20 protein-coding genes are annotated in these 23,489 nt (G+C 39.4%); 8 read left to right on the top strand and 12 right to left on the bottom strand.

Features of this window, described 5'->3' with window-relative positions:
- Position 1: 1 nt before the first annotated feature.
- From rsmG to HC728_RS15925, 11 genes are all read right to left on the bottom strand, one after another.
- Positions 2 to 634, bottom strand: coding sequence for a 16S rRNA (guanine(527)-N(7))-methyltransferase RsmG (rsmG, locus tag HC728_RS15975; RefSeq protein WP_017018721.1), 633 nt, complete (start codon positions 632 to 634; stop codon positions 2 to 4).
- A gap of 1 nt (position 635) precedes the next feature.
- Positions 636 to 2,525, bottom strand: coding sequence for a tRNA uridine-5-carboxymethylaminomethyl(34) synthesis enzyme MnmG (gene mnmG, locus HC728_RS15970; RefSeq protein WP_005421602.1), 1,890 nt, complete (start codon positions 2,523 to 2,525; stop codon positions 636 to 638).
- Between the two features lie 423 nt (positions 2,526 to 2,948).
- Positions 2,949 to 3,383 carry an FMN-binding protein MioC gene (gene mioC / locus HC728_RS15965; RefSeq protein WP_065640456.1) on the bottom strand — a complete coding sequence of 145 codons (435 nt, stop codon included), beginning with the start codon at positions 3,381 to 3,383 and terminating at the stop codon, positions 2,949 to 2,951.
- 61 nt (positions 3,384 to 3,444) lie between these two features.
- Complete coding sequence (gene mnmE, locus HC728_RS15960; protein WP_005416772.1) at positions 3,445 to 4,812, bottom strand: tRNA uridine-5-carboxymethylaminomethyl(34) synthesis GTPase MnmE; 1,368 nt, start codon at positions 4,810 to 4,812, stop codon at positions 3,445 to 3,447.
- Between the two features lie 97 nt (positions 4,813 to 4,909).
- On the bottom strand, positions 4,910 to 6,535 hold the full coding sequence (gene yidC / locus HC728_RS15955; protein WP_005416774.1) for a membrane protein insertase YidC: 1,626 nt from the start codon (positions 6,533 to 6,535) through the stop codon (positions 4,910 to 4,912).
- A 2-nt stretch (positions 6,536 to 6,537) separates the two neighbouring features.
- A complete protein-coding gene (yidD, locus tag HC728_RS15950; protein WP_005416776.1) occupies positions 6,538 to 6,795 on the bottom strand; it encodes a membrane protein insertion efficiency factor YidD in 258 nt (85 codons plus the stop codon).
- Positions 6,762 to 7,115, bottom strand: coding sequence for a ribonuclease P protein component (gene rnpA, locus HC728_RS15945; RefSeq protein ID WP_011260895.1), 354 nt, complete (start codon positions 7,113 to 7,115; stop codon positions 6,762 to 6,764). The genes yidD and rnpA overlap by 34 nt, the downstream gene beginning before the upstream one ends.
- A 15-nt stretch (positions 7,116 to 7,130) precedes the next feature.
- Positions 7,131 to 7,265: a 50S ribosomal protein L34 gene (gene rpmH / locus HC728_RS15940; protein WP_005416778.1), complete on the bottom strand. Its 135-nt coding sequence runs from the start codon at positions 7,263 to 7,265 to the stop codon at positions 7,131 to 7,133.
- 185 nt (positions 7,266 to 7,450) lie between these two features.
- Positions 7,451 to 8,188 carry an amino acid ABC transporter ATP-binding protein gene (locus HC728_RS15935; protein ID WP_190395746.1) on the bottom strand — a complete coding sequence of 246 codons (738 nt, stop codon included), beginning with the start codon at positions 8,186 to 8,188 and terminating at the stop codon, positions 7,451 to 7,453.
- On the bottom strand, positions 8,185 to 8,856 hold the full coding sequence (locus HC728_RS15930; protein ID WP_190395745.1) for an amino acid ABC transporter permease: 672 nt from the start codon (positions 8,854 to 8,856) through the stop codon (positions 8,185 to 8,187). Before HC728_RS15930 ends, HC728_RS15935 begins: the two co-directional genes overlap by 4 nt.
- Positions 8,857 to 8,980: 124 nt before the next feature.
- Entirely contained in the window at positions 8,981 to 9,733 is a 753-nt protein-coding gene (locus tag HC728_RS15925; protein WP_069594972.1) for an amino acid ABC transporter substrate-binding protein, read from the bottom strand.
- Between the two features lie 296 nt (positions 9,734 to 10,029).
- Between HC728_RS15925 and dnaA the strand changes: the two genes are divergently transcribed.
- The 6 genes from dnaA (at position 10,030) to HC728_RS15895 (ending at position 18,853) form a co-directional block, all read left to right on the top strand.
- Entirely contained in the window at positions 10,030 to 11,439 is a 1,410-nt protein-coding gene (dnaA, locus tag HC728_RS15920; protein WP_017018715.1) for a chromosomal replication initiator protein DnaA, read from the top strand.
- A 32-nt stretch (positions 11,440 to 11,471) separates the two neighbouring features.
- Positions 11,472 to 12,572, top strand: coding sequence for a DNA polymerase III subunit beta (gene dnaN / locus HC728_RS15915; protein WP_190395744.1), 1,101 nt, complete (start codon positions 11,472 to 11,474; stop codon positions 12,570 to 12,572).
- A 13-nt stretch (positions 12,573 to 12,585) separates the two neighbouring features.
- The gene (gene recF / locus HC728_RS15910; protein WP_155671914.1) at positions 12,586 to 13,665 is read left to right on the top strand and encodes a DNA replication/repair protein RecF; all 1,080 of its coding nucleotides are present in this window, start codon (positions 12,586 to 12,588) and stop codon (positions 13,663 to 13,665) included.
- 17 nt (positions 13,666 to 13,682) lie between these two features.
- Positions 13,683 to 16,100, top strand: coding sequence for a DNA topoisomerase (ATP-hydrolyzing) subunit B (gene gyrB, locus HC728_RS15905; RefSeq protein ID WP_012532776.1), 2,418 nt, complete (start codon positions 13,683 to 13,685; stop codon positions 16,098 to 16,100).
- 423 nt (positions 16,101 to 16,523) lie between these two features.
- On the top strand, positions 16,524 to 16,958 hold the full coding sequence (gene ibpA, locus HC728_RS15900) for a small heat shock chaperone IbpA (protein ID WP_005416787.1): 435 nt from the start codon (positions 16,524 to 16,526) through the stop codon (positions 16,956 to 16,958).
- 236 nt (positions 16,959 to 17,194) lie between these two features.
- Complete coding sequence (locus HC728_RS15895) at positions 17,195 to 18,853, top strand: methyl-accepting chemotaxis protein (protein WP_017018713.1); 1,659 nt, start codon at positions 17,195 to 17,197, stop codon at positions 18,851 to 18,853.
- Between the two features lie 57 nt (positions 18,854 to 18,910).
- On the opposite strand, the gene HC728_RS15890 is transcribed toward HC728_RS15895, so the two are convergent.
- Positions 18,911 to 20,158, bottom strand: coding sequence for a valine--pyruvate transaminase (locus HC728_RS15890; protein ID WP_190395743.1), 1,248 nt, complete (start codon positions 20,156 to 20,158; stop codon positions 18,911 to 18,913).
- A gap of 228 nt (positions 20,159 to 20,386) precedes the next feature.
- Between HC728_RS15890 and glyQ the strand changes: the two genes are divergently transcribed.
- Positions 20,387 to 21,307 carry a glycine--tRNA ligase subunit alpha gene (glyQ, locus tag HC728_RS15885; protein WP_017018711.1) on the top strand — a complete coding sequence of 307 codons (921 nt, stop codon included), beginning with the start codon at positions 20,387 to 20,389 and terminating at the stop codon, positions 21,305 to 21,307.
- 2 nt (positions 21,308 to 21,309) lie between these two features.
- Positions 21,310 to 23,376 (top strand): glycine--tRNA ligase subunit beta, encoded by a 2,067-nt coding sequence (gene glyS, locus HC728_RS15880; protein ID WP_190395742.1) that lies wholly within the window; start codon positions 21,310 to 21,312, stop codon positions 23,374 to 23,376.
- The last annotated feature ends 113 nt before the right edge of the window (positions 23,377 to 23,489 follow it).

Here is a 23,489-nt window from a genome sequence, read left to right as displayed (position 1 = left end):
ATTATTTTTTTCCGGCTAAGGTGACTAAATGTCTTTCACCCTCTAACTCCGGAACGATCAATGTCGCTACATTTTTAACTGAGCACCATTCAGGAAGATCATTCGCTTCTTCTTCTGAATAAATACCTTTTAATGCTAAAAATACACCATCTTCTTCTTTCGGTAGATGATGACACCAATTCACCATGTCTGTCATTGATGCAAATGCACGACTTAGGACTGCATCAAACTTTTCTTCAGGTTGAAACTCTTCAACACGGCTTTGAATCGGTGTTACGTTGGTGATTTTTAGCTCATGAATAACTTGTTTAATAAAGCGAATTCGCTTTCCTAAACTATCCAATAGTGTAAATGATTTATCTGGATTCATGATAGCTAATGGGATACCTGGTAACCCAGGACCTGTACCAACATCAATAAAACGTTCACCAGATAATTTTGGACTAACGACAATACTGTCCAAAATGTGCTTAATCACCATTTCACTTGGATTTCTAACTGAGGTTAAGTTATACGCTTTATTCCACTTGTGGAGTAGCGCAACATAACCAAGGAGTTGTTCTTTTTGCAATTCAGAGACATTTAAGTCAGTTTGAGCAATTAAACGGTCGAATTGTTGAGATAAATCGGTCACGTTACTCACCTTTCTTTAATAAACCGTGTTTTTTCAAATGAACTAATAAAATTGAAATAGCAGCAGGTGTGATACCTGAAATACGAGAAGCAATACCAATAGTTTCTGGTTTTGCATCACTCAGTTTAGCCACAACTTCATTTGAAAGACCTTTTACTTCTTTGTAATCAAGATCAAACGGTAATTTTGTATTTTCATGACGTAATGATTTTTCAATTTCATCACGTTGACGTTGAATGTAACCCGCATATTTTACTTGGATTTCAACTTGCTCAGATGCTTGTGAATCTTCAAGAGCAGGACCAAAGCCATCAATTGAAACTAGAGATTGATAATTAACTTCCGGACGACGTAGAAGATCCTCACCACTCGCTTCACGAGCAATTGGCGTCTTTAGGATCGCATTAACTTGATCCACTTGTTCTGATTTTGGATTGATCCAAATATCTTTCAAGCGTTGACGCTCTTGTTCCATGTTCTCTACTTTTTCGTTAAAGCGAGCCCAACGAACATCATCAACAAGACCTAAATTACGACCTTGCTCAGTTAAACGTAGATCAGCATTATCTTCACGAAGTAATAAACGATATTCGGCACGAGATGTGAACATACGGTACGGTTCTTTAGTGCCTAATGTTGATAAATCATCAATCAATACACCCATGTAAGCTTCATCACGACGTGGACTCCAACCTTCTTTGCCTTGAGCAAACAAACTTGCGTTAAGACCAGCCATTAAACCTTGAGCAGCAGCTTCTTCGTAACCAGTCGTACCATTGATTTGACCGGCAAAGAATAGACCTTCAATAAACTTAGTTTCATAAGTTGATTTTAAATCTCGAGGATCAAAGAAATCATATTCGATCGCATAACCTGGGCGCACAATGTGTGCATTTTCAAAACCTTTCATTGAACGTACGATTTGCAGTTGTACGTCAAATGGTAAACTTGTTGAAATACCATTTGGATATAGTTCGTGTGTTGATAAACCTTCTGGCTCAATAAAGATTTGGTGACTGTCTTTATCAGCAAAACGCATCACTTTATCTTCAATTGAAGGGCAGTAACGAGGACCAATACCTTCGATAACCCCTGCATACATAGGGCTTCTATCAAGGTTATTACGAATTACATCATGTGTTTTTTCATTAGTATGAGTAATGAAACAGTTCACTTGTTGTGGGTGATGTTCACGCTTACCTAAAAATGAAAAGACAGGGGTTGGATTATCACCTGGTTGGGCTTCTAATCCTGAAAAATCAACTGAACGTGCATCAATACGTGGAGGTGTACCAGTTTTTAGACGATCAATTCTAAATGGACGCTCACGTAGACGTTGAGCAAGAGTGATCGAAGAAGGATCTCCTGCACGGCCTCCTGAGAAGTTTTCCATACCAATATGTATCTGACCCCCTAAAAAGGTTCCAGCGGTCAATACAACGGATTTAGCACGGAATTTAAGGCCCATTTGAGTTACAGCACCCATCACCTTATCGTTTTCGATAATAAGATCATCAACGGCTTGCTGAAATAGCGTTAAGTTTGGTTGGTTTTCTAATACTGAACGAACATAAGCTTTGTATAACGCTCTGTCTGCTTGTGCGCGAGTTGCTCGAACCGCTGGACCTTTTGAAGCATTCAATGTTCTAAATTGAATACCACTATGATCGATGGCTTGTGCCATTAAACCACCTAAGGCATCAACTTCCTTTACCAGATGTCCTTTGCCGATCCCACCAATTGCAGGGTTACACGACATTTGACCTAATGTATCAATGTTATGAGTGAGTAGAAGTGTATTTTGTCCTGTTCTTGCTGCAGCAAGTGCTGCTTCAGTACCAGCATGACCACCGCCAATAACAATGACATCAAAGTTGTCTTGGTAAAACATGATTCGACCTTAGGAGTAATGAAAAGAGTTAGAAGAATTTAACTTAAGAGATGTATTTTACCCTTTTTCTAGCTTGGAAAGAAATGAAAAAGTGATGAAGTTCAAAAAAGAAAGATCACTTAATATATATAAGATCTTTTAAAGAGATCTTTTATTAGATCTATTATATAGATCGTCGATCTCTGTGGATAAGTGATAAATGATCAATAGGATCATATACTTTAGATGGATCCAAAGTTGTTATCTTTCTTTGATCTTCGATCGGACAGCTTGAGGACAAAAGAGTTAGTTATCCACAAGGGGGGAGGGCGTTAGATCTTATTCAATGGATAACTATAACTTGATCACTGGATCTTTCTATAGTTATCCACATAGTAGGTATCATCTATTTAATAACTTTTATAGATCGGATAACACTTTTTATTAACAAATGTGTTGTTTTAGCCACAATTCTGCTGGTTCTTCTGGGATACTATTTTGAGTTACATCTATCTCTAATAGAGGGTACTTTTCGATAGCGCCATGCTCTTTTAAGGTATTTTGAAGTGATTTTCCTGCTGCGCAGAAAGTGTCATAACTTGAATCACCGATAGCAACAACAGCAAATTCAACGCTCGATAATGGCTGAGTCACGCTTTCTAACTGTTGAATAAATGGCTTAATATTGTCAGGATAATCGCCTGCACCATGAGTTGATACAACAAGAAGCCATAAGCTATTGGTATTAATATCATCTAAATTAGGTTGATTATGGATGTCTGTGGCAAAATCCATTTCTTCTAATAAATCAGCAAGATGGTCGCCAACATACTCAGCTCCACCAAGAGTACTTCCTGTAATAATAGATACTTTTTTCATGAATTTATCCTATAAAAAATGGGCCTACATCGGCCCATTATCAATCTTATTAGTATTGATATTATTTACCAATACAGAACGAAGTAAATATACGTCCAAGTAAATCATCTGAGGTAAATTCACCAGTGATCTCACTTAGATGTTGTTGTGCAATACGAAGTTCTTCTGCAAGGATTTCTCCTGCCATGTAACCTTCTAATTGCTGTTGACCTATATCAAGATGTTGAGCGGCTTTTTCTAACGCTTCTAGATGGCGTCGACGAGCCATAAAGCCACCTTCTTGGTTACCTGAGAAGCCCATGCACTCTTTTAAATGGTTACGTAGAGCATCAACCCCTTCACCCGTTTTTGCGGATAGACGAATCAATGTTGGATCATTTACATGACAAATACCGAGATCTTCACCGGTTTGATCTGCTTTATTTCTGATCACTGTCATGCCCATGTTTTTCGGTAGACGATCAAGGAATTCTGGCCAAATTAATTTAGGGTCTGTTGCGTCTGTTGTTGTTCCATCAACCATAAATAAAACACGATCAGCTTGGGCTATTTCATCCCAAGCTCTTTCAATACCAATGCGTTCAACCTCATCAGATGCTTCACGAAGGCCTGCGGTATCAATAATATGCAATGGCATACCATCAATATGAATGTGCTCTCTAAGCACGTCACGGGTTGTACCAGCTATGTCAGTAACGATGGCAGTATCTTTGCCTGATAATGCGTTAAGAAGGCTAGATTTACCTGCATTTGGACGACCTGCGATAACAACCTTCATACCCTCACGCATGATGGCGCCTTGGTTCGCTTCTTTACGAACCGCATTAAGGTTATCAATGATACCTTGTAAGTCACCACTGACTTTGCCATCAGCAAGAAAATCGATTTCCTCTTCAGGGAAGTCGATTGCTGCTTCAACGTAAATACGTAGATAGATAAGGGATTCAACTAAGGTATTAATCTTATTTGAGAAAACACCTTGTAATGAATTTAAGGCTGATTTAGCCGCTTCTTCAGAGCTTGCATCAATTAAATCAGCAATCGCTTCTGCTTGAGCTAAATCCATTTTGTCGTTTAAGAAAGCTCTTTCTGAGAACTCACCTGGACGTGCTGTACGGATGCCATCAATCTTTAGAATGCGTTTGATTAGCATATCCATGACGACAGGACCACCATGGCCTTGAAGTTCTAATACGTCTTCACCGGTAAATGAATGTGGGTTTGGGAAGTAAAGGGCAATACCCTGATCAAGCTCCAATCCATTTTCATCTTTAAATGGCGCATATTCTGCGTAACGAGGTTTTAGTTCTTTACCAATAACAGCAAGCGCAACGTCTTTTGCTTTTGGACCTGATACGCGAATGATACCAACGCCGCCTCGGCCTGGTGCTGTTGCTTGTGCAACAATGGTGTCTGTATGTAGTGTCATGATTATTCTTTATGTCTATTGCTTACTGATATTGTATGCTCATTGAACAAAAAAGGCGACCAATGGCCGCCTTTTGTTTTACTTCAAGAGTGAAAGGTTACTTAGAATGTAAGCCTTTTTTCTCTAGAGCACGGTAAATCAGAGTTTGCTGAATTAACGTTACGATGTTTGATACTAACCAGTAAAGAACTAGGCCAGATGGGAACCATAAGAAGAATACAGTGAACATAACAGGCATAAACGTCATGATCTTCTGTTGCATTGGATCCGTTACTGTTGTTGGGCTCATCTTCTGGATTAAGAACATACTTGCACCCATTAATAATGGCAGGATGTAGTATGGGTCTTGTGCTGATAAATCCGTGATCCAACCAAAGAATGGAGTATGACGAAGTTCAACAGATTCCATTAATGCCCAGTACAGTGAAATGAAGATTGGCATTTGAAGAAGAATTGGTAAACAACCACCTAGTGGGTTTACTTTTTCTTTCTTGTAAAGCTCCATCATTTCTTGGCTCATACGCTGACGGTCATCGCCAATACGTTCACGCATCGCTGTCAACTTAGGTTGAAGCATACGCATTTTAGCCATTGATGTGTATTGTGCTTTCGTTAGTGGGTACATTGCACCACGAACGATGAAAGTAAGAACAATGATTGCTAGACCCCAGTTCACAACGATGCCTTGGATGAAAGACAGTAGTTTATGAAGTGGTGAAGCGATAAACCATAACCAACCGTAATCAACTGTTAGGTCTAGGTAAGGTGCTGTTGCAGCCATTTCTTTCTGAAGTTTTGGACCAGTCCAAAGTGTTGCAGAAAGTGTTGCTTCTTGACCTGCTGGAATAGTTACAGAAGGCATACGAACGCCAATGTAACCATAGTCACCTGCTACGCGAGATGTCAGTTTTGCATCATTTACGTTGCGAGGGATCCAAGCTGAAGCGAAGTAGTGTTGTAGCATACCCGCCCAACCTTGACCGTTTGTCATGTCGATAGATAAGTTTTTATCTTCCATGTCGTCAAAGCTGTATTTTTTATAGCGTGTATCTTCTGTTGAATAAGCAGCACCACGGTATGTTGGCATAGTAAGACTACCACCATCATCCATTAAGTTTTGCTTTAGGTTTGTGTACATTTCAACAGTTGCTGGTGCTGAAGATTGGTTATCAACCGTGTAATCAACATCAATAGCGTAGCTGTCGCGTTTAAGGATTAGTGTTTTAGTATAAGTAATACCGTCTTTCACTAATGTTAAAGGAACGCGTAATTCGTTTTGGCCTTCAGCTAAAACGTAATCTGTTTTTTGTGCTGTAAATTGAGCACGGCCAGAGTTTGAATCGATACCTTGAGGACCGATTAGACCACTTTGAGCAACGTAGCTGTGTGTTGCGTCGTTCTTAAGAAGAACAAACTTAGCTTTAGAGTCTAGTTCTGCGTCGTATTTATTAAGAACAGATTCAATGATGTCACCACCCAATGTATCTACTTTTAAAGTAAGCACATCAGTTGTGATTGTGATCAGCTTATCAGACTGTGCTGAATCGGCTGGTGTATCACTGTTTGCTGTTGAAGAAGTTGGAACATCACCATCCGTTTGTGTTTGTTGAACGGTACTAACTGTAGCTGGTTGCTGCGGATTAGTTTCTACTTGCCATTGTTGGAAAAGTAAAAAAGAAACTAAAGCCAGTGCTAGCAACAGAATATTACGTTGGGTATCCATCGTTATTGTTCTCTGTCTTTATGCTGCTTGGGTGGGACGGGGTCATAGCCCCCATCATTCAAAGGATGACATTTTAATAGACGTTTGCCAGATAGCCAACACCCTTTTACTAAACCGTGTGACTTTAGTGCTTCAATTGCATAATGTGAACACGTTGGAGTAAATCGACAGCGAGGTCCAATCATTGGACTGATGACGAGTTGATAAAAACGGATGAGACCGATTGCTATCCACGAGAAGGGCGAGACAGGCGATGCCATAATTTGTCTAATAGCTTGTTGAAGTCTTCGTTACTCAATTCTTGAGCACTCTTTTTAGCGATAACTACAAAGTCTTTCGCAGGTAAGGAATGTTGCTTATTGCGGAAACTTTCACGAACGATACGTTTGAACTTGTTGCGACCAACAGCAGTTTTAATTTGCTTCTTAGGAACAGCGAGACCTAAACGAGGATGTGAAAGAGAGTTTTCTCTAGCAAGAATGGTGAAATGAGGCGAGCCAGCTCGATGAGCTTGCTTGAAGACAAATTTGTAATCTTCGGGAGTTAACAAGCGTAACTCCCGAGAGAAATCGTAATTCATCAAAATAATCTAGGATTACTTAGATAGACGCTTACGGCCTTTAGCACGACGAGCGTTAATTACGTTACGACCGTTCTTAGTAGCCATACGTGCACGGAAACCGTGAGAGCGTTTACGCTTAAGAACTGAAGGTTGGAAAGTGCGTTTCATTGGTATTACCTTATTACTGATCAGTAGTTATTAGGTTTAATTAAACCCGGCGTGGGACGTACATTCCGACGCCTCTCAACAAAGAGGCGGAATTGTAATCATTGACTCATAAATAGTCAACAAGAGGTTCCACGTATTTTCCGGATGGTGAATTATACGTTTTGTGAGCCAGAGCGCAAGGATCTTTATTCGATCCCAACTTGATTTAAGAATTTCTGCAATTTAGGATCCTGTGGATAACCAAAAATTTGCTCTGGCGTTCCTTGTTCGACGATCTTTCCATCAGACATATAGATGACACGATCGGCCACTTCTCTTGCAAATTGCATCTCATGAGTGACAACTAGCATCGTTTGGTGCTGTGTAGCCAGTTTCTTCATTAAAGTTAGCACTTCATTAACCCATTCAGGATCCAGTGCTGACGTGGGTTCATCAAAGAGTAAGAGCTCCGCCTCTAATGCCATAGCACGGCCAATACCGACTCGTTGTTGTTGGCCTCCTGATAAAGCGGCTGGGTAACTGTCTCCTTTATCACCGAGACCAATATCATCTAATATTTGCTGTGCTTTTTTGAGAGCGTCGTCTTTTTTCCACTTGTGGACAGTTATTAGACCTTCTGCAATGTTTTGACGAGCAGTTAAATGGGAAAAAAGAGCGTAGTTTTGAAAGATAAATCCTGTTTTTCTTCGTAATGCCAGTACTTCACTTTTTGTATGTTGTTCGCTATCGACGCTAACATCATCAATACTGATCACGCCTTTGTTTGCTGTTTCAAGAAAATTAATACAACGAAGTAGAGTGGATTTACCTGTCCCACTAGAACCGATAACAGCAATGATCTCTCCTTTATTTATTTCAAGATCGATTCCTGCAAGAACTTGAGTATCACCAAAGCTTTTATGTAAATTTTTAATTTTAATCATCGTACATACGCCTTATTTAGTTTTTCTTCAGCCCAAATCTGCACTCGAGTCAGAATAACAACAACCCCCCAATAAATAAGTGCTACGGCAAGAAAGGCTTCAAAGAATTTAAAGCTTGATGAAGCCTCCATTTGTGCTTTTGCCATGATTTCTGCCACACCTAAAGTAAAAGCTAGAGAGGTGGATTTGATCATATCGATGAAGTAATTCATTAAAGAAGGCAGAGCGACGCGAGTTGCTTGAGGTAAAATTATGCGGCGCATCGCCTGATAAGTCGTCATACCTATGGATAAACTTGCTTCCATTTGACTACGGTCAATACCAATAATCGCCGCACGAATGCTCTCAGCCATGTAGGCTGCAAAATGAAGAGTAAGGCCTATAACTGCGGCACTAAAAGCATCTAATCCTACAAAGATAGGAAAGACTTGAGGAAGTCCGTAATAAAGGAGGAAAAGCTGAACTAATAATGGCGTTCCTCGAAAGAAGCTAATATAAAGTTGGCTTAGTTGATCAAATACAGGCACTTTAAATACTCGTAAGTTAGCGAGTACTAACGCAAGGATTAAGGAAAAGAGTAATCCCCATAACGCCATTTCCATTGTGGTACCTAAATATTTAAATAATATAGGTAACAACTCAATCATGTAGGTAAAATCAAATCCCATAATGCTCTCTGTAATTATTTTTAGAAGTAAAGTGGGTAATTCAAAGAAAGATGAAACCCACTAGTAATATAGTGGGCTTATTTGATGAATGGTGAGTAATCGCTTACTTTGCGATCAGATTAGCTTATTGAGTGATGTCTGAATCGAACCATTTCTGAGAGATTTTTGCTAATGTACCATCCTCTCTCATGGCGTTTAATGCTTGATTCACTTCTTTTTGTAGCTTTTGGCCTTTTTCATTGTTTACAAATGGCCATGCATTCTCAATGGTTTCAAATGGTTTACCTGCTAGTTGCAAAGGAAGACCTGATTTCTTGATTAATTGAGCTGCAGAAAGGCGATCCATCACAAAAGCGTCTGCACGTCCTAAAGCAACATCATGCTCAATACCTGTATCGTATGTTTTGATATTGATTTGCTCTGATTTGTCGTGATCACGCAATAATTTCTCAAAGTTTGAACCTAAATTAACGGCAACGGTTTTACCATTTAAATCATCAATACTTTTGATGCTGTCATTACCTTTACGTACCGTAATTTGCGCACCATCTACGACATAAGGGTCAGCAAATAGATACTTTGCTTCTCGTTCTTTAGTTTTGGTTATTTGATTTGAAATCGTATCAATTCGACCCGTTTCTAATAAGCCGAACAGACCTGAAAAGCTAGCAGTTACGTATTCAACGTTATAATCGTTGCGGCGACCAATCTCATCCCATAAATCGACTTCAAATCCTTGCAGTTTATCTTGCTTCACAAAAGTAAATGGGAAATAGCGTCCTGACATTCCAACCTTAACTTCTGTTGCTGCTTGTGCAAATTGAGTTGCTGCTAATGTTAGTGCTAATCCTGCTAGGATATTTTTAGTCCATTTCATGATTGATACTCCTATTATTCATTCAGTATCAGGATGATACTTTTTTTGCGACTGAGCTCTAAATACCCGATGGTTATGTGTAATAACTAAATCATTAAATTATGATCATTTTTTCCGCATTGTTGATGGTTTTGGGTATAAGTCAGGTAAAAAGTGTGTTGATCTAGGTAAAAAAGCGTGATCAGTGTGAATAACTTCGATCTTATTCACTGGATCATCGATCTAACACTGGCACTATAGTTATCCACAGTATAAAATTAACGACCTTTTGAAATTAATTATGAGTGGGGTTGTCCGTGTCTTCATCGCTTTGGCTGCAGTGTTTACAGCGCCTTCAAGAAGAATTACCTTCCGCAGAATTCAGTATGTGGGTTAGACCACTACAAGCAGAATTAAATGACAATACCCTAACGCTATTTGCGCCGAATCGATTTGTACTCGATTGGGTACGTGATAAGTACTTAAATAGCATTAACTCATTATTAAATGAGTTCTGTGGTAATGATATTCCTACCTTACGTTTTGAGGTGGGGAGTAAACCTGTATCTGCTCCTGCTGTACCAAAGCAGACCGCTGCTGATGTTGCTGCGGCAACTTCGGCTCCAGCGCAGCTTCAAGCGCGTCAATCTGTCCATAAACCGTGGGAATCGGAGGGTGCAGGCCCTGTTGCTGCGGATCTAAACCATCGCTCAAACGTCAACCCTAAGCATAAATTTACTAACTTTGTTGAAGGTAAATCGAACCAACTTGGTTTGGCTGCGGCACGTCAGGTTTCTGATAATCCAGGTACAGCTTATAACCCTCTATTTTTATATGGTGGTACAGGTTTAGGTAAAACGCACTTACTGCATGCGGTAGGTAATGCGATTGTCGATAGTAAGCCTAATGCACGAGTGGTTTACATGCACTCTGAGCGTTTTGTTCAAGATATGGTTAAAGCACTACAAAATAACGCAATTGAAGAATTCAAACGTTATTACCGTAGTGTTGATGCTTTGCTTATCGATGATATTCAATTCTTCGCAAATAAAGAGCGTTCTCAAGAAGAGTTTTTCCATACCTTTAATGCGTTACTTGAAGGTAATCAACAAATCATTCTTACGTCAGATAGATACCCTAAAGAAATTAATGGGGTTGAAGATCGTCTTAAGTCTCGTTTTGGTTGGGGTCTTACAGTTGCGATTGAACCGCCAGAATTAGAAACCCGCGTTGCTATCTTGATGAAGAAAGCAGAAGATCACCAAATTCATTTAGCGGATGAAGTTGCCTTCTTTATTGCTAAGCGCTTACGTTCAAATGTACGTGAATTAGAAGGGGCATTAAATCGTGTTATTGCGAATGCCAATTTTACTGGTCGTGCAATTACGATTGATTTTGTACGTGAAGCATTACGTGATTTATTAGCGTTACAAGAAAAGCTAGTTACGATTGATAATATTCAAAAAACCGTTGCTGAATACTATAAGATCAAAATGGCGGATTTATTGTCTAAACGTCGTTCTCGTTCTGTTGCTCGTCCACGTCAACTTGCAATGGCGCTGTCAAAAGAGTTAACTAACCACAGCTTACCTGAGATTGGTGATGCGTTTGGTGGTCGTGACCATACAACGGTGCTACATGCTTGTCGCAAGATTGCGCAACTTCGCGAAGAAAGTCATGATATTAAAGAAGATTATTCTAATTTAATTCGTACATTGTCATCGTAAGCCATAACCTACTTTATATATAGACGAGTATTATGAAATTTTCTATTGAACGCAGTTTGTTACTAAAACCACTGCAACAAGTATCTGGTGCCCTTGGTGGCCGTCCATCACTGCCTATTTTAGGAAATATCTTACTTCAGGTTGAAAATGGTCAGTTGTCGATGACAGCAACCGATCTGGAAGTTGAGTTAATCAGCAAAATTACTCTAGAAGGCGATTTTGAAGCAGGTGCAATTACTGTTCCTTCTCGTAAGTTTTTAGATATTTGTCGTGGTTTGCCTGATAGTGCGAACATTACCATTGTATTAGAAGGTGATCGTGTTTTAGTTCGTTCAGGACGTAGTCGATTCACACTTGCTACATTACCAGCAAATGATTTTCCAAACATTGAAGGTTGGGAGAGTGAAGTTGAAATTACACTTTCTCAAGCACAACTTCGTAAGCTAATTGAGAGTACTCAATTCTCTATGGCTAACCAAGATGTTCGCTATTACCTAAATGGTATGATGTTTGAAACTCAAGGTAATATTTTCCGTTCAGTTGCGACAGATGGTCACCGAATGGCGGTATGTAACATGCCAGTTGAATCAGAATTACCTGAACAACAAGTGATCATGCCACGCAAAGGTATTCAAGAGCTGGTTCGCTTACTTGACTCACCCGATCAGAGTGTTACTTTACAGTTTGGTAATTCAAATGTGCGCGCAGAGGTGAATAACTTTGTCTTCACATCGAAGCTTGTTGATGGTCGTTTCCCTGATTATCGACGCGTAATGCCACAAAGTAGTAATAAGACGCTAGAAGCGGATTGTGATGAACTGCGTCAAGCATTTGCGCGTGCAGCGATTTTATCAAATGAAAAATTCCGTGGTGTTCGCGTTAATTTAGCAAATAACCAAATGCGTATTACAGCGAACAATCCAGAGCAAGAAGAAGCGGAAGAAATCCTTGATGTGGATTTCCAAGGCGATGATATCGAAATTGGTTTTAACGTAAGCTATGTATTAGATGTTCTGAATACTCTAAAATGTGAGCGTGTGCGAATTTCAATGACAACAGCTAATGCCAGTGCATTAGTGGAAGATTGTGCTAATGACGAAGCACAATACGTTGTTATGCCAATCCGTCTGTAGATTTTAACCGTCGATGCCATTATCTCGTTTAATCATTAATGATTTTCGTAATATAACAACGTGTGATATTCAATTATCACCTGGTTTTAATTTTGTTATTGGCCCTAATGGCAGTGGGAAAACCAGTGTCCTTGAAGCGATTTATTTGCTCGGACATGGTCGTTCATTTAAGAGCTCGTTAACAGGTCGAATTATTCGAAATGACTGTGACGAGCTTTTTATTCATGGACGATTCACCACTCCAGAGCTGTTTGAACTACCTATTGGTATAAATAAACAGCGTGATGGCACAACTGAGGTTAAAATAGGCGGAGAAAGTGGTCAAAAACTGGCACAATTAGCTAAAGTTTTACCACTTCAATTGATTCACCCTGAAGGGTTTGAATTAGTTACCGATGGCCCTAAATTTCGCCGTGCATTTATCGACTGGGGAGTGTTTCACGTGGAACCTGCATTTTATGATGCATGGAGCCGAGTGAAACGATTAACCAAACAACGTAATGCATTATTAAAAACGGCAAATAGCTATCGTGAATTGAGTTATTGGGATTTGGAACTTGCCCAACTGGCTGAGAAGATCGATCAGTGGCGAGTGGATTACATCAATCACATATCTGAAGCAACTCAACAAATATGTCAGGCATTCTTACCAGAATATGACATAAAGCTGTCATACTATCGCGGTTGGGACAGAGAAACCCCATACGCAGAATTGCTCAAGAAGAACTTTGAGCGTGATAAACAGCTGGGCTATACCGTTGGCGGCCCAAATAAAGCCGACTTAAGAATTAAAGTTGCAGGCACTCCTGTTGAGGATGTGTTGTCTCGCGGTCAACTTAAGTTGATGGTGTGTGCATTACGATTAGCACAAGGACAACATTTAACTGAGGCAACAGGAAAGCAGTGCATCTATTTAATAGACGATTTTGCTTCTGAACTGGATAGCCATCGTCGCCAATTGCTGGCTCAATATTTGAAACAGACAAAGGCGCAGGTGTTTATCAGTTCGATTACTGCTGAACAGATTGCAGATATGCATGATGATGAAAGCAAGATGTTCGAGATTGAACATGGCAAAATAGCCCAAGGATAAAAACGCGAGAGTAACTCATGTCAGAAAATTATGATTCATCGAGTATTAAAGTACTAAAAGGCCTAGATGCGGTACGTAAGCGTCCGGGTATGTATATCGGCGACACCGACGACGGTACAGGTCTTCACCACATGGTGTTTGAGGTTGTCGATAACTCAATCGATGAAGCTCTTGCTGGTCACTGTAAAGATATTATTGTAACTATCCACGAAGATAATTCAGTTTCAGTAAGTGATGATGGTCGTGGTATTCCTACGTCAATTCACGAAGAAGAAGGCGTATCAGCAGCAGAAGTTATCATGACGGTACTTCACGCTGGTGGTAAGTTCGATGATAACTCTTATAAAGTATCTGGTGGTCTTCATGGTGTAGGTGTTTCTGTTGTAAACGCCCTATCTGAAAAAGTAGAATTAACGATTCACCGTGCAGGTGAGATTCACCAACAAGTTTACCACCATGGTGAGCCAGAAGCGCCATTAGCGGTTATTGGTAAAACAGATACAACGGGTACTAAAATCCGTTTTTGGCCAAGTGAAGAAACATTTACTAACGTAGTATTTGTTTATGAAATTTTAGCTAAGCGTCTTCGTGAGCTGTCTTTCTTAAACTCTGGTGTATCTATCAAGCTACAAGATATGCGTGAAGAAGATAAAGCTGATCACTTCATGTATGAAGGTGGTATTCAAGCGTTTGTACAACACTTGAACCGTAATAAAACACCTATCCACCAAAAAGTATTCCACTTTGATTCAGAGCGTGAAGACGGTATCTCTGTTGAAGTGTCTATGCAATGGAACGATGGCTTCCAAGAGAACATCTACTGCTTTACTAATAACATCCCACAACGTGATGGTGGTACGCACTTAGCTGGCTTCCGTTCTGCGTTAACACGTACGTTAAACACGTTTATGGATAAAGAAGGTTTCTCTAAGAAAGCAAAAGCAGCGACATCTGGTGATGATGCTCGTGAAGGTCTAACAGCTGTTGTTTCTGTAAAAGTACCTGATCCAAAATTCTCAAGCCAAACAAAAGATAAGCTAGTTTCTTCTGAAGTTAAATCAGCAGTTGAATCAGCAATGGGTGAAAAACTGTCTGAATTCTTAGCAGAAAACCCAAGTGAAGCTAAGATGGTTTGTTCGAAGATCATTGATGCTGCCCGTGCGCGTGAAGCGGCTCGTAAAGCTCGTGAAATGACTCGTCGTAAAGGCGCGTTAGATATCGCAGGCCTTCCAGGTAAACTAGCTGATTGTCAGGAAAAAGATCCTGGTCTATCTGAACTATACATTGTGGAAGGGGACTCTGCTGGCGGTTCAGCTAAGCAGGGGCGTAACCGTAAAAACCAAGCGATTCTACCTCTTAAAGGTAAAATCCTAAACGTTGAGAAAGCACGCTTTGATAAAATGCTGTCTTCTCAAGAGGTGGGCACACTAATTACTGCACTTGGTTGTGGTATTGGTCGTGATGAATACAACCCAGACAAACTGCGTTACCACAACATCATCATCATGACCGATGCCGATGTCGATGGTTCTCACATTCGTACGCTTCTTCTGACGTTCTTCTACCGTCAAATGCCTGAACTTATTGAACGTGGTTACATCTATATTGCTCAGCCACCACTTTATAAAGTGAAGAAAGGTAAACAAGAACAATACATTAAAGATGAAGATGCAATGGCGGAATACCAAATTGCACTAGCTCTTGATAATGCTTCTCTATTTACTAACGCTGATGCACCAGCAATTGCAGGTCAAGCATTAGAAGATCTTGTAGTTCAATACAACAGTGTAATGAAGCTAATTGATCGTATGTCTCGTCGTTACCCAGTATCTGTGCTGAATCGTCTTGTTTACACAGGTCGCTTAACACAAGAAATGTGTGCTGATGAAGCGTCTGCACAAGCATGGACTGAAGCGTTTGTTGCTGAGTTAAATGCAAACGAAGTAGGTGCAAGCCAATACAATGCTGCTCTTTTATTTGATGAAGAAGCAAATGCATATCAACCTAAACTGGTTGTTCGTACTCACGGTGTTGAGCATGAATACGTACTAAGTATTGATCTACTGAACTCTAAAGAGTACGCACGTATTGCTGATTTAGCTGAAGCATTAGATGGTCTTCTAGAAGAAGGTGCTTACGCACAACGTGGTGAGCGTAAACAACCAGTTTCTAGCTTTGAAGATGCATTGGCATGGTTAACTAAAGAGTCTCGTCGTGGTTTCTCTCTACAACGATACAAAGGTCTGGGTGAGATGAACCCTGAGCAACTTTGGGAAACAACGATGGATCCAGAATCTCGTCGTATGATGCAAGTAACGATTAACGATGCAGTAGCGGCTGATGAGTTGTTTACTACATTGATGGGTGACCAAGTTGAACCTCGTCGTAACTTTATCGAAGAGAACGCATTACGCGTATCTAACTTAGATATCTAAGCTGAGTAAATATTTGCTGTAATCACTGATTTCTGCGTTGAAGGTGCTCACTTATGTTCATAAGCTCCGCGCCTTCTCCTTGAACTAAGCGATTACAGCGGCAATTTATCTCAACTTAGAATTTAGATATATGAGGAAGCACTGCTGTTGGCGGTGCTTTTTTTTATCTGAAATTTGAGGCGTTATTTTTATTTATTGTTCATAGAGTTAGTGGTGTTTTTGGTTTAAATCGAAAAATAAATAGCCTTTATCTCTTGAAAGTAAAAACAGTAAACCACATATCTAGTTATGAAGAGGATGCCGATAGGGTCTTCTGAAAATGACTTGTCCAAAAAGGAAAGTCTTACAATTTATTAGAGTCAACTAAAGACCCAAAGTTAGGGGTAGTTGTACTCACTATTGCTTAAATTAAAGGATAGTATTATGCGTAATGTAGATTTCACTCCACTGTACCGTTCAGCTATTGGTTTTGACCGTCTTTTCAATCAAATGGAAAATCATTCAGCTAAAACAAATGGCGGTTACCCTCCATACAACATTGAACAGCAATCTGAAAATAAATACCGTATTACAATGGCGGTAGCAGGCTTTGCTGATAATCAAATCGATTTAACTCAACACGAAAATATGCTGATTGTTCGTGGTGAACGTCCAAAAGACATTGAAGAAAAAACGTATTTATACCAAGGCATTGCTGAGCGTGACTTTGAACGTAAATTCCAATTAGCGGATTACGTGAAAGTGGTGGGCGCAACCATGGAAAATGGATTATTACACGTAGATTTAGAGCGTGAAATTCCAGAAGCGATGCAGCCTCGTAAGATTGCAATTAATGGTAATAACTTGCTTGAAGGCTAATCTGTTACTGTAAATACAGTATGCTTATAAATATATGTTGAAAGCTAAGTGAAATCACTTAGCTTTTTTTATTTTATTGTTGCTATATGAATAAAGTGTTTTTATGTGTGACATTTGGTGTTGAGATTGCTCTCTCTTCTGTTGAATTATTTTTAGTTTTATTTAAAGTTCGTTAACTATTGTACGATAAATTAAGCAGTTTGTTATATTGATTAAATACACAATAGGCTTAATTTATGATCAAGAGTATCTTTCTTAAAGTTTCAACAACTATTGTTGGTTGTTTCTTATTGATATGCTTATTAGTTTTTGGTGCGTTAAGTCAAAGTTTTGATTTAATTAATAAAAATTATAGTACGGCATTATTTGATAGTAGTAAAAAGGGACTACAGTCCTTTGTTTATCAAGCCATTTCGGGAATAGATGAAAAAAGCGGATTAAATTCAGATGAGTTTCGGGACTATATAGCGGCATTGCGTTTTGACGGTCATGAAAGTTCTTTTTTTTATGTTCATGATCTTCAAGGCAATGTGATAGCACATGGTCTAGAGGGTAATGTTGGTAAAAATCAAATAGATTTAAATATTAATGGAGTTTATTTAATTCGAGAAATCATTAAAAATACAACGACTGGAGATGGTTTTACAACGTTTAAAGGAATGAAACCAGGAGTTAATGGTCTAGTTGATAAAGTTTTATTTAGCTCATTTATCCCAAATACTCAGTGGATCTTAACAACAGGGATTTATTTAGATGATGTTTATAATGAAATTAATAAAATTAGTGAAATTAGTGAATCTCATCAAAAAACAACATTGAGTTACATTGTTCTTATATTGGTCGCTCTTAGTTTATTTATTTGTGGGATTTTATATTTTACATTGCTAACTAAAGTTAGAAATTCTGTTCTTGGTAGTGATTTAGAGTTATTCCAATCTGAATTTACAAATATGGCTAATGGCGGCTTTTATGTAAATAATGTGAGTGATAAGAGAGGGTTAATCAAGGTTCTTTATGAATTTAAGTCCATAATTAACCAAAAAGTATCTGGAATATTGTCGGTATTATCTTCAGTTTCTTCAAATCAAGTAGATATAGCTAGTGCTATTGAAGATAACTATAAGAACTCTCAAAAAGAACTTTCTTTGATTGAACAGGTTGCAACCGCAACAACGGAGCTTGCTTCTGTTGCTTCTGATATTGCACAAAATGCATCTACTGCAGATACGATAGCTTCAGATACCATGATGGTAATAACCGATAGCTCTGCTACGTTACAGCGTTCAGAAAAAGTAACAGAGCAAGTAAATAATTCTATGTTAGAGTCTTCAATTATAGTTAATGAATTGAGAGAGTACTCGGAGAAAATTAGCTCTGTTGTTGATGTGATTAATTCAATATCAGAACAGACAAATTTACTTGCATTGAATGCAGCTATTGAAGCCGCTAGAGCTGGTGAACAGGGTAGAGGTTTTGCCGTTGTTGCTGATGAAGTTCGTGCATTAGCATCGAAAACACAACAATCAACTATTAATATCCAAGAAATTATTCAGCAATTACAAGAGCAATCTAAAAAAGCTGATGAATCGATGCGTCATAATTCTGAATTAATGTCGTCTTTTAAAGTTGTAGCGAGTGAATTAACAGAAGCTTTTGAGTTGATAACTGAAAGAGTTTCACGCATTTCTGATATTAATACTCTAGTTGCAACTGCATCTGAAGAGCAAAGCTCCGTGACTCAAGATATATCTGTACAAATTGAAGATATTAATTGTATTGTTCAAAATAATTTAAATGCGATAGGTCAAACAAAGAATTCAAATGAACATATTTCAGAGTTAACTCAAGAACTTTGTAATGAGCTAACGTTCTTTAATATTAATAAAAATAGTTAATGTGGATTCATTAATGGAAGGAAGGCATCATTGCCTTCCTTTATGTTTGAATAATATCTAAATTGAATACGCTTTCAACACTTCTTCAGCAATGATATTAATGCCTTTTTGCATCATGTCTTCATCTTGAACGTAATTCATACGTAAGCATTGATGAGCGTGCTCCCAGCTGTCATCTTGCCCAATAAAAAAGTATTCACCCGGAACAATGAGTACACCACGCGCTTTCAAGCGTTTGTACAGTTCCATCGTCGTGATAGGCAGTTCATCAAACCATAGCCATAAGAAAATAGCACCTTCAGGTTTATGGATGCGGAAACGTGGATCAGTTATCGCTGTTTGTAGCATATTCACCGCTGTTTGCGACTTTTCACGATAGAAAGGCTGTATTACGTTTTCACTTAAACGCAATAAATCACCGGATTCAATCATGTGTAATCCCATTGCTGGACCAACACTACCAGGAGCAAGATTGATAATGCCGTTTAGATTTGTAATGGCTTCGGTCATCTTCTCATTTGCAATCACAATACCGCAGCGTAATCCCGGTAATCCTAACTTAGATAGGCTCATACATAGGATGGTATTGTCGTTCCAGAATGGTGTGACTTCTTCAAAGATAATGTTAGGGAAAGGGGTGCCATAAGCATTATCTAGAATCAGTGGGATGTTATTTTCACGCGCTAATTTATCCAGCTTAATCACTTCTTCGTCTGTAATTACATTACCTGTAGGGTTCGTAGGGCGAGAAACACAAATAGCTCCGATAGATTCATCAACGGTGAGTTGACTGAAATCGACGTGATATTTAAAGAGTCCGTTGTCTAATAATTCAATTTCAGGACGATAAGAAATAAAACTATCAAATTCCAACTCAGAATCGGCGTATCCAATGTATTCCGGAGCAAGAGGAAGCAATATTTTCTTTTTTGAACCGTCCGCGTAAGTACCAGCTAATAGATTGAATAAGCTAAAGAAAGCACTTTGAGATCCATTAGTTAAAGAGATGTTTTTTTCTGAAATATCCCAGCCGTAAGTCTCTTTTAATAGGTTTGCTAATGCTTTTACAAAGCTGTCTTTACCTTGAGGACCATCGTAGTTGGCCATTGCCGCAATGAGCTCACCAGAGTCGAGCATTTTTTGTGAGGCGTCTTTAAAGTAGTCGAGCATGGCGGGAATACCAGCAGGGTTACCACCGCCGAGCATGATGGCTCCTGGAGTACGTAAACCATCATTTAAATCATCCATTAATTGAGTGATCCCGCTGTAACGAGTAAATTTTTCGCCAAATTGAGTAAACTTCATTACGACTACCGCGCTAATTGTTGAGTCTGAGTATTGATTGTTTTAACAACATACCTCAACACCAAACAGAGATAAAGAGCCAAGATAAGCCCTTATTTTATTGATTAGGTCGTAAACTCACGGCGAATTTTGAGAAAGTGCTTATTTTTGCTACTCCCAAAGAGTCTCGTAAGGTATAGTTACTCGTTATATTTTTATTTATTACTAACGAATCGCGCGAATTAAATTATGCAAAAATACGATATCAAAACCTTCCAGGGAATGATCCTCGCGCTGCAGGATTATTGGGCACAAAACGGTTGTACTATTGTGCAGCCTCTAGATATGGAAGTAGGTGCAGGCACCTCTCACCCGATGACTTGTTTACGTGCACTTGGCCCAGAGCCAATGTCAACAGCTTACGTACAACCATCTCGTCGTCCTACTGATGGCCGTTACGGTGAAAACCCGAACCGTCTTCAGCACTACTACCAATTTCAAGTTGCTTTGAAACCATCGCCTGACAACATTCAAGAGTTGTACTTAGGCTCTCTAGAAGTGCTTGGTATCGACCCATTAGTTCACGATATTCGTTTCGTTGAAGACAACTGGGAAAACCCAACACTAGGTGCATGGGGTTTAGGTTGGGAAATCTGGCTAAACGGTATGGAAGTAACGCAATTTACTTACTTCCAACAAGTAGGTGGTCTTGAGTGTAAACCAGTAACGGGTGAAATCACTTACGGTATCGAGCGTCTTGCAATGTATATTCAAGAAGTAGACTCTGTTTACGATCTTGTATGGAACATTGGCCCAGATGGTACTGCAGTTACTTACGGTGACATTTTCCACCAAAACGAAGTTGAGCAATCGACTTATAACTTCGAGCACGCAGACGTTGATTTCTTATTTGGTTTCTTCGACCAATGTGAAAAAGAATCTAAAGCGCTTTTAGAGTTAGAAAAACCGCTTCCTCTTCCTGCTTATGAGCGCATCTTAAAAGCGGCTCACGCATTTAACTTATTAGATGCACGTAAAGCGATCTCTGTAACTGAACGTCAACGTTACATCCTTCGTATTCGTAACCTAACTAAAGCGGTTGCAGAAGCATACTATGCATCACGTGAAGCCCTAGGTTTCCCAATGTGTAAGAAGAACGAGGAGAAGTAATCATGGCGAAGAATTTTCTAATTGAATTAGGTACAGAAGAGCTTCCACCAACAGCACTTCGTTCATTAGCTGAAGCGTTTGCATCAAACTTTGAAGCAGAATTAAAAGCAGCTGATTTAGCACATCAAGGTGTTAAATGGTATGCCACACCACGTCGTTTAGCGCTTAAAATTGCTGAACTAGCAGAAAACCAAGCGGATAAAGTTGTTGAGAAGCGCGGTCCTGCTGTTTCTGCTGCATTTGATGCTGATGGCAACCCAACAAAAGCGGCTCAAGGTTGGGCTCGTGGTAATGGTATTACAGTTGAACAAGCTGATCGTCTAAAAACAGATAAAGGCGAGTGGTTACTTCATAAAGAAGAAGTAAAAGGTAAACCAGTACAAGAACTTGTTGTTGATTTTGCAGCAAAAGCATTAGCTGGCCTACCTATCCCTAAAGCAATGCGTTGGGGTAACTCTGACATTCAATTCATTCGTCCAGTAAAAACACTGACTATCCTATTAGGTGATGAACTTATTGAAGGTTCTATCTTAGGTGTGAGTTCTGCTCGTACTATTCGTGGTCACCGTTTTATGGGTGAGCGAGAGTTTACGATTGATTCGGCTGATCAATACCCTGCTATTTTAGAAGAGCGCGGTAAAGTAATGGCTGACTACGATGCGCGTAAAGCGATCATCCTTGCTGATTCTGAAAAAGCGGCAGCGGCAGTAGGCGGTAAAGCAGATTTAGAAGACGATCTTGTAGAAGAAGTCACGTCATTAGTTGAATGGCCTGTAGTTCTTACGGCTAAGTTTGAAGAAGAGTTCTTGAAAGTACCTTCTGAAGCATTAGTGTACACAATGAAGGGCGATCAGAAGTACTTCCCTGTATACGATGAGAACAAAAAACTGCTTCCTAACTTTATCTTTGTATCTAACATTGAGTCTAAAGAGCCTCGTCATGTTATCGAAGGTAACGAGAAGGTGGTTCGTCCACGCCTTGCTGATGCTGAATTCTTCTTCAATACAGACCGTAAGCGTCCGCTTATCGACCGTCTACCTGAATTAGAACAAGCTATCTTCCAGAAGCAATTAGGTACGATCAAAGATAAAACTGACCGTATTACTGAGCTTGCAGGTTACATTGCTGAACAAATCGGTGCTGATGTTGAGAAATCTCAACGTGCAGGTCTTTTAGCTAAATGTGACTTGATGACATCTATGGTATTTGAATTTACAGATACACAAGGTGTAATGGGTATGCACTACGCAACTCATGATGGTGAAGATGAGCAAGTAGCATTAGCTCTTTACGAGCAATACATGCCACGCTTTGCTGGTGATGATTTACCAAGTACTGATATTTCTGCATCAGTAGCAATGGCGGATAAATTAGATACGCTGGTTGGTATTTTCGGTATTGGCCAAGCACCTAAAGGCTCGGATCCATTTGCACTTCGTCGTGCGGCTCTAGGTGTTCTACGTATTATCGTTGAGAAAGAATACAACTTAGATTTAGTTGATCTTGTTGCAAAAGCACAATCTCTGTTTGGCGATAAACTATCGAATGCAAATGTAGCGACTGACGTAATTGACTTCATGTTAGGTCGTTTCCGTGCATGGTACCAAGATGAAGGTTTCAGTGTAGACATCATCCAAGCGGTTCTTGCTCGTCGTCCGACAAAACCAGCTGATTTCGATAAGCGTGTGAAAGCGGTATCTCACTTCCGTGAATTAGATGCAGCAGAATCACTAGCAGCAGCGAACAAGCGTGTTGGTAATATCCTAGCTAAATTTGATGGTGAGCTTGCTCAAGATATTGATCTTGCTCTTCTACAAGAAGATGCTGAGAAAGCATTAGCTGAGAAAGTTGAAATCTTAGCTGAAGCGTTAGAGCCAGTATTTGCAGCAGGTAACTACCAAGAAGCGTTAAGTCGTCTTGCAGAACTACGTGAGCCTGTAGATGCGTTCTTCGATAACGTAATGGTTATGGCTGATGATGAAGCGCTTAAGACAAACCGTCTAACACTTCTGAATAAGCTACGTAACTTATTCTTAGATATTGCTGATATTTCTCTTCTTCAAAAATAAGAAATAGCCTTATCAAATGAAATACCTCGCTAATGCGGGGTATTTTTTTGTCTAAATATCGTATTTTCGAAAATTAGAGATTAATAATGTTGTTAACAATGGCTACAATTGAG

Source organism: Aliivibrio sp. S10_S31, from assembly GCF_014694495.1.
Taxonomy (GTDB): Bacteria; Pseudomonadota; Gammaproteobacteria; order Enterobacterales; family Vibrionaceae; genus Aliivibrio; species Aliivibrio fischeri.
This window is presented reverse-complemented; position numbering and strand designations above follow the sequence as displayed.

What these genes read in the sequence shown, in the direction of transcription:
- mioC (WP_065640456.1), bottom strand. Translation starts at nt 3,383, where the DNA reads ATGAAAAAAGTATCTATTATTACAGGAAGTACTCTTGGTGGAGCTGAG.
- recF (WP_155671914.1), top strand. Translation starts at nt 12,586, where the DNA reads ATGCCATTATCTCGTTTAATCATTAATGATTTTCGTAATATAACAACG.
- glyQ (WP_017018711.1), top strand. Translation starts at nt 20,387, where the DNA reads ATGCAAAAATACGATATCAAAACCTTCCAGGGAATGATCCTCGCGCTG.
- rpmH (WP_005416778.1), bottom strand. Translation starts at nt 7,265, where the DNA reads ATGAAACGCACTTTCCAACCTTCAGTTCTTAAGCGTAAACGCTCTCAC.
- mnmG (WP_005421602.1), bottom strand. Translation starts at nt 2,525, where the DNA reads ATGTTTTACCAAGACAACTTTGATGTCATTGTTATTGGCGGTGGTCAT.
- yidC (WP_005416774.1), bottom strand. Translation starts at nt 6,535, where the DNA reads ATGGATACCCAACGTAATATTCTGTTGCTAGCACTGGCTTTAGTTTCT.
- HC728_RS15935 (WP_190395746.1), bottom strand. Translation starts at nt 8,188, where the DNA reads ATGATTAAAATTAAAAATTTACATAAAAGCTTTGGTGATACTCAAGTT.
- HC728_RS15930 (WP_190395745.1), bottom strand. Translation starts at nt 8,856, where the DNA reads ATGGGATTTGATTTTACCTACATGATTGAGTTGTTACCTATATTATTT.
- HC728_RS15895 (WP_017018713.1), top strand. Translation starts at nt 17,195, where the DNA reads ATGATCAAGAGTATCTTTCTTAAAGTTTCAACAACTATTGTTGGTTGT.
- rnpA (WP_011260895.1), bottom strand. Translation starts at nt 7,115, where the DNA reads ATGAATTACGATTTCTCTCGGGAGTTACGCTTGTTAACTCCCGAAGAT.
- ibpA (WP_005416787.1), top strand. Translation starts at nt 16,524, where the DNA reads ATGCGTAATGTAGATTTCACTCCACTGTACCGTTCAGCTATTGGTTTT.
- HC728_RS15925 (WP_069594972.1), bottom strand. Translation starts at nt 9,733, where the DNA reads ATGAAATGGACTAAAAATATCCTAGCAGGATTAGCACTAACATTAGCA.
- gyrB (WP_012532776.1), top strand. Translation starts at nt 13,683, where the DNA reads ATGTCAGAAAATTATGATTCATCGAGTATTAAAGTACTAAAAGGCCTA.
- HC728_RS15890 (WP_190395743.1), bottom strand. Translation starts at nt 20,158, where the DNA reads ATGAAGTTTACTCAATTTGGCGAAAAATTTACTCGTTACAGCGGGATC.
- yidD (WP_005416776.1), bottom strand. Translation starts at nt 6,795, where the DNA reads ATGGCATCGCCTGTCTCGCCCTTCTCGTGGATAGCAATCGGTCTCATC.
- glyS (WP_190395742.1), top strand. Translation starts at nt 21,310, where the DNA reads ATGGCGAAGAATTTTCTAATTGAATTAGGTACAGAAGAGCTTCCACCA.
- mnmE (WP_005416772.1), bottom strand. Translation starts at nt 4,812, where the DNA reads ATGACACTACATACAGACACCATTGTTGCACAAGCAACAGCACCAGGC.
- dnaN (WP_190395744.1), top strand. Translation starts at nt 11,472, where the DNA reads ATGAAATTTTCTATTGAACGCAGTTTGTTACTAAAACCACTGCAACAA.